This window comes from Allobosea thiooxidans (assembly GCF_900168195.1).
In the GTDB taxonomy this organism is placed as follows: domain Bacteria; phylum Pseudomonadota; class Alphaproteobacteria; order Rhizobiales; family Beijerinckiaceae; genus Allobosea; species Allobosea thiooxidans.
On sequence record NZ_FUYX01000006.1, the window covers coordinates 106,701 to 123,225 of the forward strand.

General features: G+C 65.7%; 14 protein-coding genes, 1 tRNA gene and 1 pseudogene. 1 reads left to right on the forward strand and 15 read right to left on the reverse strand.

The features are described 5' to 3' along the window. Positions 1-283: 283 nt before the first annotated feature. Both B5Y19_RS13075 and B5Y19_RS13080 read right to left on the reverse strand, forming a co-directional pair. A pseudogene (locus B5Y19_RS13075) lies at positions 284-775 on the reverse strand (ATP-binding protein); the annotation flags it as partial. 585 nt (positions 776-1,360) lie between these two features. Then, a tRNA-Arg gene (locus B5Y19_RS13080) sits at positions 1,361-1,437 on the reverse strand. 198 nt (positions 1,438-1,635) lie between these two features. Between B5Y19_RS13080 and B5Y19_RS13085 the strand changes: the two genes are divergently transcribed. Beyond that, complete coding sequence (locus B5Y19_RS13085) at positions 1,636-2,832, forward strand: alpha/beta hydrolase (RefSeq protein ID WP_079591580.1); 1,197 nt, start codon at positions 1,636-1,638, stop codon at positions 2,830-2,832. 306 nt (positions 2,833-3,138) lie between these two features. Here the strand turns inward: B5Y19_RS13085 and B5Y19_RS13090 are convergent, their stop codons facing one another. The 13 genes from B5Y19_RS13090 to B5Y19_RS13145 form a co-directional block, all read right to left on the reverse strand. After that, positions 3,139-4,152: an MsnO8 family LLM class oxidoreductase gene (locus B5Y19_RS13090; RefSeq protein WP_055730010.1), complete on the reverse strand. Its 1,014-nt coding sequence runs from the start codon at positions 4,150-4,152 to the stop codon at positions 3,139-3,141. 56 nt (positions 4,153-4,208) lie between these two features. Then, complete coding sequence (locus B5Y19_RS13095) at positions 4,209-5,165, reverse strand: ABC transporter substrate-binding protein (protein WP_055730011.1); 957 nt, start codon at positions 5,163-5,165, stop codon at positions 4,209-4,211. Then, positions 5,162-5,932, reverse strand: a complete 771-nt coding sequence (locus tag B5Y19_RS13100) for an ABC transporter ATP-binding protein (protein ID WP_055730012.1) — start codon at positions 5,930-5,932, stop codon at positions 5,162-5,164. Before B5Y19_RS13100 ends, B5Y19_RS13095 begins: the two co-directional genes overlap by 4 nt. After that, positions 5,925-6,689 (reverse strand): ABC transporter permease, encoded by a 765-nt coding sequence (locus B5Y19_RS13105; RefSeq protein WP_055730013.1) that lies wholly within the window; start codon positions 6,687-6,689, stop codon positions 5,925-5,927. Before B5Y19_RS13105 ends, B5Y19_RS13100 begins: the two co-directional genes overlap by 8 nt. 83 nt (positions 6,690-6,772) lie before the next feature. After that, positions 6,773-7,444 (reverse strand): GntR family transcriptional regulator, encoded by a 672-nt coding sequence (locus B5Y19_RS13110; RefSeq protein ID WP_055730014.1) that lies wholly within the window; start codon positions 7,442-7,444, stop codon positions 6,773-6,775. Between the two features lie 169 nt (positions 7,445-7,613). Continuing rightward, the gene (locus tag B5Y19_RS13115) at positions 7,614-7,973 is read right to left on the reverse strand and encodes a cytochrome C oxidase subunit IV family protein (RefSeq protein WP_055730015.1); all 360 of its coding nucleotides are present in this window, start codon (positions 7,971-7,973) and stop codon (positions 7,614-7,616) included. A gap of 11 nt (positions 7,974-7,984) precedes the next feature. Further along, positions 7,985-8,707, reverse strand: a complete 723-nt coding sequence (locus B5Y19_RS13120; RefSeq protein WP_055730016.1) for a heme-copper oxidase subunit III family protein — start codon at positions 8,705-8,707, stop codon at positions 7,985-7,987. 29 nt (positions 8,708-8,736) lie between these two features. Further along, a complete protein-coding gene (locus tag B5Y19_RS13125; protein ID WP_055730017.1) occupies positions 8,737-9,453 on the reverse strand; it encodes a cytochrome c oxidase subunit 3 in 717 nt (238 codons plus the stop codon). A gap of 12 nt (positions 9,454-9,465) precedes the next feature. Then, complete coding sequence (locus B5Y19_RS13130; protein WP_055730018.1) at positions 9,466-11,226, reverse strand: cytochrome c oxidase subunit I; 1,761 nt, start codon at positions 11,224-11,226, stop codon at positions 9,466-9,468. Between the two features lie 50 nt (positions 11,227-11,276). Next, positions 11,277-12,092 carry a cytochrome c oxidase subunit II gene (locus B5Y19_RS13135; protein WP_055730019.1) on the reverse strand — a complete coding sequence of 272 codons (816 nt, stop codon included), beginning with the start codon at positions 12,090-12,092 and terminating at the stop codon, positions 11,277-11,279. Positions 12,093-12,164: 72 nt separating this feature from the next. Further along, on the reverse strand, positions 12,165-12,338 hold the full coding sequence (locus B5Y19_RS26110) for a hypothetical protein (protein WP_156367127.1): 174 nt from the start codon (positions 12,336-12,338) through the stop codon (positions 12,165-12,167). A 189-nt stretch (positions 12,339-12,527) separates the two neighbouring features. Then, complete coding sequence (locus B5Y19_RS13140; protein WP_055730020.1) at positions 12,528-12,917, reverse strand: c-type cytochrome; 390 nt, start codon at positions 12,915-12,917, stop codon at positions 12,528-12,530. Between the two features lie 445 nt (positions 12,918-13,362). Next, complete coding sequence (locus B5Y19_RS13145) at positions 13,363-16,521, reverse strand: efflux RND transporter permease subunit (RefSeq protein ID WP_055730021.1); 3,159 nt, start codon at positions 16,519-16,521, stop codon at positions 13,363-13,365. Positions 16,522-16,525 lie beyond the last annotated feature (4 nt).

The following is a 16,525-nucleotide window of genomic DNA, read 5'->3' on the forward strand; positions in this document are numbered from 1 at the left end:
CGGCCAACTATGGATCGCTGAGGTCAGTCCTCGAAGACCCGCTTCCGAGCCGATTCCAGGTGGCGGCGCATTGCTGCCGAAGCTTCGCTCACGTCACTGGCGGCAATGGCATCGTAGATGACCTGATTGCCGTCTTCGGGACCGGGCAAACCTAAAGGCCCATTTGCTTCTTAAGCTGGGCGCCAACCTCGGCCATCAGCGTGGGCTTGATGCGCCCCAGCTTCTCGGCATGTGCCGCCTCAATTGTCGCGATCTTGACGGGACGGATCACGCTCGGCGCCGGTAATCCGGCCTCTTCGTAGAGCCGGCTGACCAGGTGGAAGAGCAGTTGCCCGCCGGACTGGGCGAAGGGCAGATAGCCGAGTTCGTCGAGGATGATGAAGTCCATGAGGGCGAGATAGTCGGCCATGCGGCCCTGGCGGCCGGCGCGGGCTTCGGCCTCGAGCTTGTTGACGAGATCGACGACGTTGAAGAAGCGGCCGCGAGCGCCGGCACGGATGCAGGCCCGGGCGATCGCGATGGCGAGATGGGTCTTGCCGGTCCCGGTGCCGCCGGCGAGGACGACATTGCGCTGATGGGCCAGGAAGTTGCCGCCGGCGAGATCGTGGACGAGTGCTTCGTTGATCGGCGTGTCGTCGAAGGCGAAGTCGGCGATGTCCTTGGCGAGCGGCAGCTTGGTGATGGTGATCTGATACTTGATCGAACGAGCCTGCTTCTCGGCGATCTCGGCGGCGAGCGGGTCGCCGACGACGCGCTGGGGCTCGTGCTGGCGCTTCGAGTCTGCAGAACACGCCGCAAATCGTCCTGCTCTTCATCTGACAAGCGGTAGCCATGGAGCGGTCGACAATCTGGTCGCGGCAAGCCATTCCGTTTGAGCAAATCGGTCCACAGCCCCGGCGCGGGGCGAGACATTGCGGCGCGAGGCGCAATAGTCCCCGAGTCAATGCATACTGCCGGTGATGCACCTGCGACGGTGAGTCTAAGAGCGCGCTGCAGGCTGGCAATCTTGATGCGGAGGGCGCGAGCTTTCGGCTCTGATCTCGCGGCGAGCTCGGCATCGATGATGGCTAACGCATTTGCGTCGAATGCAGATGCGTTAATCCGATCTGCCGCATTTGCTAGCAGTTCTTCCGCAGGCATTCCCCACCAGCCCAGCACCTTTGATTCTTTTTTCATCAGAAGCTGCGGCGGGGCGCGCGTCAAGGTTGTGCCTGGATGTGAGTGAGGCATTCCAAGAAACGTTTTTGAGACGGAGTGCTCTAGATGGCATTCGTGGCGACTCGGTGGCTATTCAAGCAGCCGTCGAGTACCGATAAAACGCCACGCGCTGACGAAATGTCAATAGTTTTAGGGGGTTAAATGGCGCGCCCGACACGATTCGAACGTGTGACCTTTGCCTTCGGAGGGCAACGCTCTATCCAGCTGAGCTACGGGCGCTAACCGTGCAGGCTGGATAGCCGATCCCCGTCGCTTCGGCAATGAAGGATTTTGGGATTGGGCACAGCCCGAACGGGCAAAGGTCATCCGTTCGAATCGTGTCGGGCGTGCCGCGGGTGTGGCGGAGACGATATCGTCAGCGCATCGAAGTGCGGGTATGCATAAGGCAACCAGGCATACTTCGATGAGACGAGTTCCATGCGACCTCTGTTGACCGCGTCGATAAATTGGCTACGCGCCGCAGCGAGGCCCGATGCCGGTAGGCGCGCCTGTCTGGGGGTGGCGCTTGCGGCTGCGGTGCTGACGGCGGGCTGCGGATCGAGACCTGAAGAGGGCTTTCTGGCTCCCGTCGCCGAGATCGACTCCGGTGCGACGCCGCACACACTGCTCGTGGCCACGACGCGAAAACGTGACGATCGGCCGGGCACCTTGTTCAACGGCGAGCGCAGCACGCCGCTCGATTTTGCCAAGATCGTCGTTTCTGTCCCAGACAAGCACACCGAGGGCGAAGTCGAATGGGCGTCGAGCCCGCCGGGTAATCCGAAGACCGATTTTGTCGTCCGCCAGGCCGGCTACCTCGAGAGCGAGAAGGCCTTCGTCAGCACATTGAACGCACAGCTAGCCGCAAAGCCGAAGGGGAAGCGCAACATCTTCCTCTTCATCCACGGCTACAACACGATGTTCGCGGAGGGTCTCTACCGTTTCGCCCAACTCGTGCACGATTCGCGTGCGGAGGGCGTGCCGGTCCTGTTTACCTGGGCGTCGCGCGGCCAGCTGACGCAGTATGTCTATGACACCAACAGCGCCACGGCTGCGCGCGATGATCTCGAACGCACCATTCGACTTCTCTTCGCCAGCAATGCGGATCAGATCAACATTCTGGCCCATTCCATGGGCAATTGGGTGACTGTCGAGGCGCTGCGACAGGTTCGCATCTCCGGAGGCCTGCCGCAGGCGTCCAAGCTCGGCCACGTGGTGCTGGCCGCGCCTGATATCGACATCGACGTCTTCAAATCGCAGATGCGCCGCTTCGGCAAGCCGGTGAAGCCGTTTTTCATCGTGCTGTCGAAGGACGACAAGGCGCTGGGAGCTTCCAATTTCCTGGCAGGAGGGCGGGGCAGGCTCGGAGCCGATTCCGACCCGGAGGAGCTGGCCGCGCTGGGCGCCGTCGTGATCGATATGACCGAGGTGAAGGGGCTCGACTCCAGCAATCACGGCAAATTCGCGCAACTGGCTGCCGTCGCTCCGAAGCTCACGGCGGTGCTGGAGAGTGGTGTCGCTCGGCAGCACCCGTCGGCGAGCGCCCAAGAGATCGCGAGCGGGTCGCTCGAGGCCATCGTCAAGCTGCCAATCACCATCATCGGCGCTCCATTCCGGCTTCTCGGCGGCGTCTGACTGCAGGTCATCGCTCGCGGTTACCGTCGTCGATGCCCCCGGCTTGCATGTAGACCTTCTGCTGACGGGCAGCGGCCCGATCCCCGTCGCTTCGGCCATGCGGGATTTGGATGCTGCGCGGTTCTCTCAAGACAAAGGTCACGCGTTCGAATCGTGTCGGGCGCATGCCCGCGTCGCCCCCGCCCTCATTCAGCCCCTCAACTGAACCGCAGGACGAGGCGGATGACCTCGATTTGCGTCGCCTTCACCGCGCGGCGCGCCGGAAACACCCGGAATGCCGCGTTGACGGATCGGCGAGCGAGGCGCTCAAGCGCCCAGCTCAAAAGCACGGGCCAGAAGCTCGTAATTGCGCAGGCGCAGTCGCGGATCGTCCAGGAAATCCTGAATCATGAACTCTTCGATCCCGGTTCTGTCCGCCATGCGCGAAAGGGTCGCCTTCACGCGCTCGGGCGTGCCGACGACATAGGCGGGCCAGTCCGCGGTCTCCGCGGGGACCATCCCGCCCATCACGGCGATCGCCTCACCGAGCTCCGGCAGATGCCGCACCATGATCCGCTCCGGCGAGCGCCGGAGCTTGAACACCGCACGCACCGGCATGGCGAGCCGCTCCGCCTCTTCCTGGGTCTCTCCGACGATGACGCGCACGGCGATGAAGGCCTGCGGCGCGGCAATGCCGGCGGCGTGACGGGACGGGGCGAAGTTCCTGGCATAGGCCGCCGCGGCATGCGGCGCCTGTTCCGGCTTGTGAAAGGCGCTGCAGGCGAGGCCGAGGCCGAGCCTCGCTGCCCTTTCGGCACTTTCCTCACTGACCGCGAGAACCCATGGCAGAGGTCCGGCAGGCTCGTCCGGCATGATCCGGATGCCATGGAACGGCGAGGTGGCGGGCAGGTCGTTGCCGAGCCAGCCGATCAGCTCCTCGACCTGCGCGGCATGATCGTCCGGGAGCGTGGCATCCCGGAGGCGCTGCAGCGCGCGATCGGCGACCGGGCCCGCCGTGGCGCGGCCGATGCCGACATCGATGCGCCCCGGAAACAACGCGTTCAACGTGCGCATCGCCTCGGCGACCTTGTAGGGGCTGTAGTGGTTCAGCAGCACGCCCCCAACCCCGATCCTGATCCGCGAGGTCGCGCCGGCCAGTGCCGCGGCGAAGACCTCCGGCGCTGGATTGGCCTCGAAGGCGACGTCGTGATGCTCGACGATCCAGTAGCGCGTAAAGCCGAGCCGCTCGGCCGCCCGTGCCATGCCGATGGCCGTCCGCAGGGCATCGCCGGAAGAGCCGCCCTTCGGCAGGACGATCGGATCGAGAAGCGACAGACGCATGATGCTTGAACCGGAAACGATGGCGCCGGCCGGAGAACGACCGGCGCCATGCGGGGCTATTTCAGGGTGAAGGCGGAGGGGGCGACGAGGCTCGCCTTGATGTCGATCGCCTTGGCCTTGGGCAACATGCCCGCCTGGACCATGAAATCCTGATCTTCCGAGAGATTGGCGATATCGGCCTCGGTCATCGCCGGCGTGAAGTCGTAGAGCGGCAGCTGCGCCCGGGCGTCCTCGATCGAGATCTTCTGCTCCCTGGCGGCGATCGCCAGCGCCTCCTCGGGGTTCTTCGCCACGAAGTCGAGGGCCTTGCGATGCGCCTCGAAATAGGCGGCGAGCAGATCGGGATGCTGCTCGGCGAAGGCGGTGCGGGCGCCGATCACCGTCGTCGGCTTGATCAGCCCTTCGCCGCTGGTCAGGGCCTTGCCGCCCGCCTTCTCGACCAGGGTGACGTTGGCGCCGGCGAGGGTTGCGACATCGACCTGGCCGGCGAGGAGCGCAGCCCGGGCAGCCGGCAGATCCATGTTGATGTATTCGACGTCGTTCAGCGTCAGCTTCTGCGAAGCGAGCGCCGCTACGAGAAGCTGGTTCAGCACCGTGCCCTTCGGGCCCGCGATCTTCTTGCCCTTGAGATCGGCGATCTTCGCCGGACCATCGGCGCGGGTCATCAGGAAATAGGCCTTGGGCGAGCGGGCATAGGCAGCGACCACCTTGAGGTCGACGCCATTGGCACGGGCGAGGATCGCCGAGGTGCCGCCGAGCACGCTGGCGAGGTCGATCTCGCCGGCGGCAAGGGCCTGCGTCTGCTGGGCGCCCGAGGTGATCACCGGATTCTCGACCTTGATGCCGAATTTGGCGAAGGCCTCGTCGAGATAGCCCATCTCGCGCATGACGATGGAGGGCACGTTGAAGGGCGCGGTCACATAGGTGACGCGGACCGTCTTCGGCTTGTCCGCCGCTGCGGCGGGGCCGATCAGCAGGGTGAGCGCGAGGCCCAGGGAAGCGAGACGTTTCATCGGGATGGCTCCTTGTCAGGGGCGGGAAGCACGGCGGTTTCCGGCTCCCGCGCCGGTGCGGTCAGATTCGCGAGGATGCGCCGGCGATGGTCGTTGACGGCCGTGGCCGTCGGGTCGCGCGGAAAAGGCAGGTCGACCGGCTCGTGACCGACGACGCGGCCGCGCTCGAGTTCGAGCACATGCTGGCCGAGCAGGACCGCCTCCTCGACGTCATGGGTGACGAAGACGATGGTCGGGCGCTTCTTCTGCCAGATCGCGATGAGCTCATTCTGCATCGCGCGGCGGGTAAAGGCGTCGAGCGCGGCGAAGGGCTCGTCGAGCAGGAGCAGGTCCGGCTCCGTCACCAGGGCCCTGGCGATGGCAACGCGCTGCGCCATGCCGCCCGAAAGCTGGCTCGGCATGGCGTCGGCGAAGGCGGACAGCCCGACAGTCTCGAGCGCGACGCGGCTGCGCTCCTCGGCGACGGAGGCGGGGAAGCGCCGGCGCAGGCCGAAGGAGACGTTGCCGAGCGTGTCGAGCCAGGGCATCAGCCGCGCCTCCTGAAACACCACACCCGTCCGCACCGGGCCGCCCTGGCGCCGCAGCGCGCCGCTGGTCGGCTGTTCGAGGCCGGCGAGGAGACGCAGCAGAGTGGTCTTCCCGCAGCCGCTGCGACCGACCACCGTCGTGATCGAGCCGCGCGGGAATGTCAGGTCGACCCCGGCGAGCGCAACGACCTCCGTCTCGCCCAGCCGATAGGCCTTGCCGAGCTGGTGCGCCTCAAGCACGGGCCATCTCCAGATCGCCGGACAGCCAGCTCGCCTTGCGGCTGATGAGATATCGCAGGAGGTGATCGCTGATGAGGCCGAGCACCCCGATCACCAGGATGCCCGCCAGCACGATGTCGGTGCGCGCCAGGTTTTCGGCGTCGACGATCATGTAGCCGAGGCCCGCCGACGAGGCGATGAGCTCGGCGCCGACGAGGGCCCGCCAGCTATAGCCGAGGCCGATGCGCAGCCCGACCACGATCGACGGCAGGGCCGAGGGCAGGACGATGCGCAGCATGATCTCGGTGCGGCTGAAGCCGTAGACCGTCCCGACATCGATGAGCTTGCGGTCGACGGCGGTGATGCCGCCGCGGACGCCGAGGAAAATCGGAAAGAAGCAGGAGAGGACGATGATCCCGATCTTCTGCGCCTCGCCGATGCCGAGCCACAGGATCAGCAACGGCATCATCGCGAGCGGCGGGATCTGTCGGAGGAATTCGAGCAAGGGCTCGATCATGCGGCGCAGCGCGCCGCTGAGGCTGAACAGCAATGCGACCGGAACCGCAAAAGCGATCGCGAGCAGGTAACCCGAGGCCACGCGCCGCAGGCTGACCAGCGTGTGCTTGGCGAGAACGCCCGAGCCGGCGAGCTCGACCAGCGTCTCGAACACGGCTTGCGGCGAAGGCAACAGGAAAGGCGTGACCCAGCCCGAGGTGCTCGCCACATGCCACGCCGCCAAGGCCGCGAGGAAGACAGCCAGCGTTGAAAGTCGCGGCATCGAAGAACCAGATTACAGAAGGTGGCTGGCCTGTAACCTCATCGGCCAGAATAGCAAGCACTGCGATCAAGTATTGAATTGTTCTAATTTGGAGAAACATTGAATATAGGACGCAGCGCGTTCGCGTCGATGTGCAGGTTCATCGCCCGGCGCGCCGCCTCGGCGTCGCCGCTCTCGATCGCGGCCAGGATCGCCCGATGCTTCGCCAGCGCATCTCCGAGCGCGCCGCTCTGCGAGGTCATCAGATGATGGACGCGTTCAAGCTGGGCGCGGGCGCGCGTGACACCGGCCCACATCTGGCCCAGCCTCTGCTCCAGAAAGAGCGCGCGGTGGAAGCGCTCGTCACAGGCATAGGCCGCCACGGCATTGCCGTTCGCGACGGCCTCTCCATGGTCTGCGAGCGCCGCCCGCATCTCGGCAAGCAGGCCGGCCGGGCGCTCACGCGCCGCCATGGCCGCAGCCTCGCCTTCCAGCAATCGGCGGATCAGGCTCGCTTCCGCGACAAGCGACGGGTCGATCAGCGAGACGAACGTGCCGAGATTGGGAAAGACATCGAGCAACTGCTCCTCGACGAGCCTCGCGAAGGCCTCGCGCACCAGAGTCCGGCTGACCGAATAGGCCTGCGCAACCTCGCCTTCGGAAAGCGGGCTTCCGGGCGCGAGCTCGAGCGAGATTATCGCCGCCCGCAAGGCGCGATGAATCTGCTCCGGGGCAGGCGATGTGCGGTCGATACTGAGCGGCCGAAGCGCCGGCATGGGTGCATTTCGCACAGGTCTCGGCATCGCCACCTCCCAATAACCAGAATACCGGCATACCGGTTATCGAGCAGAGTCCAGCGACGCGCTCAAGCGGCCAGCACTCAAAGCCGGCTCGCCTCGTCCATGCCGGGAATGCAGGACGCGGAGGCGCCCCGAGGCCACCGCCTCACGAGCCGGGCGCGAAGAAGGCCAGGCGGCTGAACAGCGTGTAGTGCGATTCGAAGACCATGATGCCGACGAAGACCAGCAGCGCCAGTGGCGGGAGCAGGATCGCGTAGGCCAGCGCCAGGCGCTCCCAGGCCATATGCATGAAGACCGCCACGATCAGCCCGGCCTTGGCCATCATGAAGATCAGGATCAGCGACCAGCGCAGATAGCCGACGAGGCCGAAATAATCGACCAGATAGGAGCAGGTGCTGAGGATGAACAGCCAGCCCCAGACCACGAGGTAGAGCCTGATCGGGTGATGCTGCGTCTCGCCCTGGGGGGCCGTCTGCGCCACGGCGGTGCTCGTCGTCCCGGACATCGCGACCTCCCTCACCAGAGATAGAACAGAGCGAAGATGAAGACCCAGACGAGATCGACGAAGTGCCAGTAGAGCCCGGTGATCTCGACGATCTCGTAATTCCCCTTGCGGCTCGTGAAGAAGCCGCGCCGTTCCCGGTCGAAATCGCCGCGCCAGACCTTGCGGGCGATGATAAGCAGGAAGATCACGCCGATCGTGACATGCGTGCCGTGGAAGCCGGTGATCATGAAGAAGCTGGCGCCGAACTGCTCCGCCCCCCAGGGGTTCCCCCATGGGCGGACACCCTCGGCGATCAGCTTGGACCATTCGAAGGCCTGCATGCCGACGAAGGTCGCACCAAGCAGGGCCGTCGCCAGCATCAAGATCGCCGTCTTCCGGCGGTCGCGGCGATAGCCGAAATTGACCGCCATCGCCATCGTGCCGCTGCTGCTGATCAGGACGAAGGTCATGATGGCGATCAGGATCAGCGGCAAATGGTGGCCGGCGATCTCGAGCGCGAAGACCTCGCTGGGATTGGGCCACGGCACCACCGTCGACATCCTGACCGTCATGTAGCCGATGAGGAACGAGCCGAAGATGAAGGTGTCGCTGAGCAGGAAGACCCACATCATGGCCTTCCCCCAGGAGACGTTCCTGAAGGCCTTCTGATCGGACGACCAGTCCGCCACGAAGCCGCGCCAGCCGGCGGGGCGGGCGATCTCGGCACTCGCGACGGTCGGCACAATCTCGTTCATCGGCCCCTCCTCGGTGGAAGATCCAGAAACTAGGTCAGCAGGCCACGGCAAATCTCGATGAGCTCATCCGTCCAGCGCATCAGCAGGCTGAACAGGACCAGCCAAACGAGCAGCAGGAAATGCCAGTAGATGGCGCAGAGCTCGACGCTCAGCGTGATCCCGCCCAGCGCCTTCGCGCCCGGCTCCCTCGGCAGGGCGAAGGCCCGCGCCGATGTCCGGCCGAGCGCCACGAGCCCGCCGAGCATATGCGCGCCGTGAATCGCCGTGACCAGATAGAAGAAGGCGCTGGCAGGGTTGGCCGCGGAGAAATAGCCGGCGGCGGCAAGCTCGCGCCAGGCCTGCAGCTGGGCGGCGAGGAAGGCGAGCGAGCATAGCCCGGCGGCGAGGAGGCTGGAGCGGAGATGGCCGAGTTCATCGCAACGGGCCGCGACGACCGCGATGTGCAGGGCGAGGCTCGCGAGCATCAGGAGCCCGGTGCTGAACCAAAGCACGGCCGGCATCGGCAGCGCGCGCCAATCGGCCATGGCCATGCGCATCGAATAGGCGCTGATCAGCAGGGCGAAGAGCGAGCTGGCAACGACGAGGAAGGTGCCGAGGCCGAGCTTGGCCGTCGCCGGCGCCGAGGGCGGCGCGGTGTCGCCGATAACCCCCACCTCGAGCCAGGGCTTGGCCGTCAGGCGCTGGCGCGAGAGCCACCAGCCGGCGACGGCTGCCACGACGACCATGAACCCGAGGACCACGCCCATGACGGCATCTCCTCACCCGGTCCGCGGCGTTGGCGGCTGGTTCTGCGGCAGGAAATCCTCCGCGGCGCCGGGCACGCTGTAGTCATAGGCCCAGCGATAGACGACCGGCAGGGTCTTGCCCCAGTTGCCATGGGCCGGCGGCGTCTGCGGCGTCTGCCATTCCAGCGTGGTCGCACGCCAGGGATTGCCGCCGGCCGGACGGCCGCGGCGGATGCTCCAGATCAGATTGAACAGGAAGACGAGCTGGGCGGCGCCGACGATCAGGGCGACGACCGTGATGAATTCGTTCAGCGTCGCGGCCGAGGGCGGGACGAAGGCCATCTCGCCGATCTCGTGATAGCGGCGCGGCACGCCCATCAGCCCGATGTAGTGCATCGGGAAGAAGATCAGATAGGCCCCAAGGAAGGTGACCCAGAAATGGAGCTTGCCGAGCCGGTCGTCGAGCATGTGCCCGGTGACCTTCGGGTACCAGTGATAGATCGCGCCGAAGATCACCAGGATCGGCGCGACGCCCATCACCATGTGGAAATGGGCGACGACGAACATCGTGTCGGAGAGGGGCACGTCGACGACGACATTGCCGAGGAACAGCCCGGTGAGCCCGCCATTTACGAAGGTGACGATGAAGCCGAGCGCGAACAGCATCGGCACGGTGAAATGGATGTCGCCCCGCCAGAGCGTCAGCACCCAGTTATAGACCTTGATCGCGGTGGGGATGGCGATGATCAGCGTCGTCGTGGCGAAGAAGAAGCCGAAGGACGGATGCATGCCGCTGACATACATGTGGTGCGCCCAGACGACGAAGCTGAGCGCGCCGATCGCGACCAGCGCCCAGACCATCATGCGGTAGCCGAAGATGTTCTTGCGGGCGTGGGTGCTGATCAGGTCCGAGACGATGCCGAAGGCCGGCAACGCGACGATGTAGACCTCCGGATGCCCGAAGAACCAGAACAGGTGCTGGAACAGGATGGGGCTGCCGCCCTTATAGGCCAGCCTCTCGCCCATCGCCACGATCGCCGGCATGAAGAAGCTGGTGCCGATCAACCGGTCGAGCAGCATCATCACGGCCCCGACGAACAGGGCGGGGAAGGCGAGCAGCGCCATGACGGTGGCGGTGAAGATGCCCCAGATCGTCAAGGGCATGCGCATCAGCGTCATCCCCCTGGCGCGCCCCTGCAGCACCGTCACGACATAGTTCAGCCCGCCCATGGTGAAGCCGATGATGAAGAGGATCAGCGAGACGAGCATCACGATGATGCCCCATTGCTGGCCGGGCGTGTTGGAGAGGATCGCCTGCGGCGGATAGAGCGTCCAGCCCGCTCCCGTCGGCCCGCCCGGCAGGAAAAAGCCGGTCACGAGCACCAGCACCGCGAGGAAATAGATCCAGAAGCTCAGCATGTTGACATAGGGGAACACCATGTCCCGCGCGCCGAGCATCAGCGGGATCAGGTAGTTGCCGAAGCCGCCGAGGAACAGGGCGGTCAGCAGATAGACCACCATGATCATGCCGTGCATGGTGATGAGTTGGTAGTAGCGATCCGGGTCGATGAAGGAGAACACGCCGGGAAAGCCGAGCTGCAGCCGCATCAGCCAGGACAGCACCAGCGCGACCAGCCCTATCGCCAGCGCCACCGTCGCATACTGGATGGCGATGATCTTGGCGTCCTGCGAGAAGACGTATTTCGTGACCCAGCTCTTCGGATGGTAGAGCTCGACATCGTCGGTCTCGGCCGCCGATAGCGGTTCCGGGGTGCCGTGCATCACGTCGACCATCAGCCGATCTCCCACTCCTCGCGGGGGCAAGACCCGACCCCGGGCGCGCCCTAGTTCTTCGCCTGCGCCCTGGCGGGCTCCCGTAGCTGGGCAAAGGTCTTCTGCTGCTGCAGCCAGGCCTGGTACTGGCCCTCCGGCTCGACCACGACATTGCCGCGCATGAAGGTATGTCCGGTGCCGCAGAGCTCGGCGCAAAGCACGTCGAAGGTGCCGGCCAGCGTCGGCGTGAACCAGTAATAGGTGACGCTGCCGGGGATCATGTCCATCTTGGCGCGGAATTCCGGCACGTAGAAGTCGTGCACGACATCGACCGCGCGCAGCAGCATCTTCACGGGCTTGCCGAGCTGCAGATGGAGGTTGTCGCCCTGGATGACGACGTCGTCCTGCCCGTGCGGGTCCTTCGGATCGATGCCGAGCGGGTTCTCGGGGGAGATGAGGGCAACATCGGAGGCGCCGAGCCTGCCGTCCGCGCCCGGCAGCCGGTAGGCCCATTGCCATTGCTGGCCGATGACCTCGACCGTCGTCGCATCCTTGGGCACCGTCACAAACTGGTGCCAGACCACCAGCCCTGGAGCGAGCATGGCGGCAACGCCGACGGCCGTGCCGATCGCCAGCCACCATTCGAGCCGCTTGTTCTCGGGCTCATAGGCGGCACGGTTGCCCTCGCGATGGCGGAACCGGAAGACGCAATAGGCCATGAACAGAACGACGGCCGCGAAGACCGTGCCGGTGATCCAGAACGTCACGATGATGGTGTTGTCGATATAGTGCCAATTGGACGCGATCGGCGTCCACCACCACGGGCTCAGGAAGTGGAAGACCACCGAGCCGATCACGACCAGAGCCAGTATGACCGCGATACCCATCCCGCTTCATCCTTGCCGAGGGCGGCGATGAACGGAAGCCAAGCCACGCCGCAGCGCAGGCGCGCCGCGACGCTAAGTCAACAAACGCAACTCCAGCATGAGGACGATGTCGACGCCCGCTGCCAAGCGGGTCTTCTGCTCGCCGGGGACATGATCGACGAGGCCAACAGCGGCGCAGGCCGGCCGCTCGGCGCCGGCGCTGCCGGGTGCCCTGCGCAGTTTGAAGCTCTGAGCCCTGTTCGCCATCGCCGAACCTTCGGTTCGCCCGGACGACACGCGTCACCATCCGACGCATAAACTCTCGGCCGGGCCAGGCAGCATTCAAGCGCTCAACCCAAAGTCACCTTCATGTTGTCGTCCTGCGCTCGGGAGTTGTCAAATCGACCCTGCGCTGAAAGCGGATACCACCCTCGATGCCATCGAAGGCCGCAAACTCTATTTCTTCTTTCCGTCTGAATCGAACTGCTTGAGAAAAGCGACGATGTCGTCGATCTCCTGATCGGTCTTCAGGCCCGGAAACACCATCTTGGTTCCCGGGACCTTGGCCTGAGGCCCCTTGATGTAATCGCGGAAGGTGGCCTCGTCCCAAACGATGCCGGAATTCTTGTTGGCGGGCGAATAGCTGTAGCCCTCGATCGAACCCGCCGGGCGGCCAAAGAGGCCGTTCAGGCGCGGTCCGACGGCGTTCTTCGCGGTCTCGCCGACCTGGTGGCAGGCCCGACATTTCAGGAAAACCTTCTCGCCGGCGGCAGCGTCGCCCGCCGCTTCGGCCGGACGGGGCCACACGAACAGGGCCAGCAGGGCCATCACGGTCCAAGGAGCCATCGGACGCCTCCCGAAATCCCGGAGGCGGTCTTAGCCAGACCAACGTCCGAGCCATAGAACGCCCATCATACGCTCATCGCCGCCCCACTCCAATCCGGAGCGTCGCGACGACCCGGCGGGCGCGCCTCCAAGGACAACGCGGCGCAGGTCTTGCGCGCAAACGGGAAGCGAGAGGCCTATTCCGCGGCCTCGGCATCCCCGGCCGCCTGCATCTCCTCCCAATCGCGGGCGGCGCTGGCGAGATGGCCGGCGAGGTGGCGAACTGCGCCCGCCCGGTTGCCCTGGTCGAGCGCCCTCCGGCCTCCGGCCCAGGCAGCCCAAGCTGCGCATGTGGGAAGTCTCGCTGGCGCAGCGAGGCCTTGATCCCGCCGGCAGGCAAGCGGTCGGCGACGACCGGCGCGACGCTGGCGCGCCCGCCGCCGATCGTCGGGTAAGGATCGGCCGATCACCCGATTCCGTCGGCTCCGGCTCCGGCTTCGGCCTTGCTCGGGCGGGTCGAGGGCCGCACGCGCTCTCGCAGCGACTGGAAGACCACGTAGAGCGCCGGGATCAGGAAGATCCCGATGAAGGCCGATGCCAGCATGCCGCCGAAGACGGGCGTGCTGACATTGCGCCGGGCGAGCATCGCCGGCCCCTCGGCGATGACGAGCGGCAGCAGGCCGAGGATGAAGGCGAAGGAGGTCATCATCACCGGGCGGAAGCGCAGGCGCGCGCCCTCGGTCGCCGCATGCAGCAGCGGATGGCCCTTCTCGCGCAGCTCCTTGGCGAACTCGACGATCAGGATGCCGTTCTTGGCCGCGAGGCCGATCAGCACGACGATGCCGATCTGGGCATAGAGATCCAGCGTCAGCCCCGCGACCACGATCGCGACGAAGGCGCCGAGCACGCCGACCGCGACCGAGAGCAGGACTGGCACCGGGATCGTCCAGCTCTCATAGAGTGCGACGAGGAAGAGGTAGGCGAAGAGCAGGGCGAAGGCGAGGATGATCGAGGTCTGCCCCTCGGCCCGCTTCTCCTGGAACGACACGTCGGTCCAGGCGCCACGATAGCTCGCCGGCAGCGTCTTGGCTGCGACCGCCTCCATCGCAGCCAGGGCCTGACCGGAGGAGACGCCGGGTGCGGGCGAACCCTGCAGGGTGACTGCGAGACGGTTGTTGTAGCGGATCAGCGCCTGTGGCCCGAGCACCAGCCTGGCCTCGACGAAGCTGCGCAGCGGGACCATCTCGCCGCCGCGATTGCGGACATTGATGCGGTAGATGTCATCGATCGAGGCACGGTCGACGCCCTCGGCCTGGACCTGCACCTGCCAGGTCCGGCCGAACAGGTTCATGTCGTTGACATAGTAGCCGCCGAGCGAAGCCTGCAGCGCCTGGAAGACGTTGCTGAGCTCGACCCCGAGGATCTGGACCTTGTCCCGGTCGATATCGAGATAGATCGAGGGCGCCGAATCCGAGAAGGTCGAGAAGACCCGCCGTAGCTGCGGATCCTGGTTGGCCGCGATGGTGAGGCCCCGCAGCGCGCGGCCGAGGGCCTTGGGATCGGAGGTCCCCATATCCATGACGACGTAGCTGAAGCCGCCGCCGCTGCCGAGACCGATGATCGGAGGCGGAGCGATCGGCACGACGCTGCCGCCGCGCACGGCCCGCAGCTTCTGCGAAAGCCGGGCAATGACTGCCGCGGCCGAATCCTCGCGGCCGGTCCGCTCCTCGAAGGGCTTCAGCGAAACCATGACGAAGCCGGCATTGGGCTGCGAGTAGTTGTCGAGGAAGTTCAGTCCGATGACGGTGGAATAGTCCGCGATCGCGCTTTCGGCCTTGAGAACCCCCTCCACCTCGGCCATCACCGCCGATGTGCGCCCGATCGAGGCGCCGTCCGGCAGCTGGGCGACGATGAAGAAGGCGCCCTGGTCGTCATCCGGCAGGAAGCCGGTCGGCGTGATCCGGCCCATGGCATAGATGCCGGCGCCGAAGGCGGCGGTCAGCGCGAGAGAGATGAAGGAGACGCGCACGAGGCGCGCGACGGCGTTGCCGTAACGGTCGCGCACCCAGTCGATGCCGCTCATGAGACGGGCGATCGGGCCGCGCCGCGGCCCTTCGTGACGCCTGAGCAGCACGGCGCAGAGCGCCGGCGAAAGCGTCAGCGCATTGATGGCCGACAGCACCATCGCCACCGCCACGGTGACGGCGAACTGCCGGAACAGCTCGCCGGAGATGCCGGGGATAAAGGCGACCGGGACGAAGACCGAGAGCAGGACCAGCGTGATCGCGATGATCGGCGCCACGATCTCGCTCATCGCCTTCTTGGTCGCCTCGGCCGGCGTCAGCTCCGGATGCTCCTCCATCACGCGCTCGACGTTCTCGATCACGACGATCGCGTCGTCGACGACGATGCCGATCGCGAGGACCACCGCCAGCAGCGAGACCGTGTTGGCGGAATAGCCGATGGCATTGAGGACGATGAAGGCGCCGATGAGGCTGACCGGCACGGCGACGGTCGGGATCAGCGTGGCGCGCAGATTGCCGAGGAAGAGATAGACGACGAGGACGACGAGAACGAAGGCCTCGAGCAGCGTCTTCTGCACCTCATGGATCGTCGCGGTGACGAAGGCGGTCGGGTCGTAGGTGACCTTCCATTCCAGGCCTTCGGGGAAGGATTTCGACAGGTCGCCCACCGTCTTCTTGACGGCATCGAGCGCGGCGATCGCATTGGCGCCGGGCGATTGGTAGACGCCGATCAGCACGGCGGGGCCGCCGTTCAGCCTTGTGTCGCGGTCGAGATTGGCGGCGCCGAGCTCAAGCCGCGCCACGTCGGAGAGGCGCAGGATCGAGCCGTCCGGATTGGTGCGCAGCACGATCTTGCCGAACTCCTCCGGCGAGGTCAGGCGACCTTTGGTCTGGATGTTGAGCTGCAGCTGCTGGTCGTCCGAGATCGGGCGCGCGCCGATGCGGCCGACAGCAGCCTGGGTGTTCTGGGACTGGATCGCGTTGATGATGTCGCCGGTCGTCAGGTTGAGACCGGTCAGCGCGTCGGTCTTGACCCAGGCCCGCATCGAGTAGTCCTGCGCGCCGAACAGCGCTGCATCGCCGACGCCGGGCGTCGAGCGGATCGAATCGAGCAGGTTGATGGTGACGTAGTTCGAGACGAACAGCGTGTCGTAGGTGTTCTTCGGCGCATAGACAGCGATCACGCCGAGCAGTGCCGAGGACTTCTTCTTCACCGTCACGCCGTTGCGCTGCACTTCCTGCGGCAGCTTCGACAGGGCGACCTGCACGCGGTTGTTGACGTTGACGCTGTTGATGTCGGGATTGGTGCCGAGCTCGAACGAGACCAGCAGCGAGTAGCTGCCGTCATTGCCGCTGACGCTCTTCATGTAGAGCATCTTGTCGGTGCCGACGATCTGGGCCTCGAGCGGCTGCGCCACGGTCTGCTCGATCACCGCCGCCGAGGCGCCGGGATAGGAGGCCGTCACCGAAACCTGCGGCGGCACGATGTCGGGATACTGCGCCACCGGGATCGCGAAGAGCGAGAGCAGGCCCGCGATCGTGGTGACGAGCGCGATGACGATGGCCAGGCGCGGCCGATCGACGAAGACGGAGGTGAACATCGGC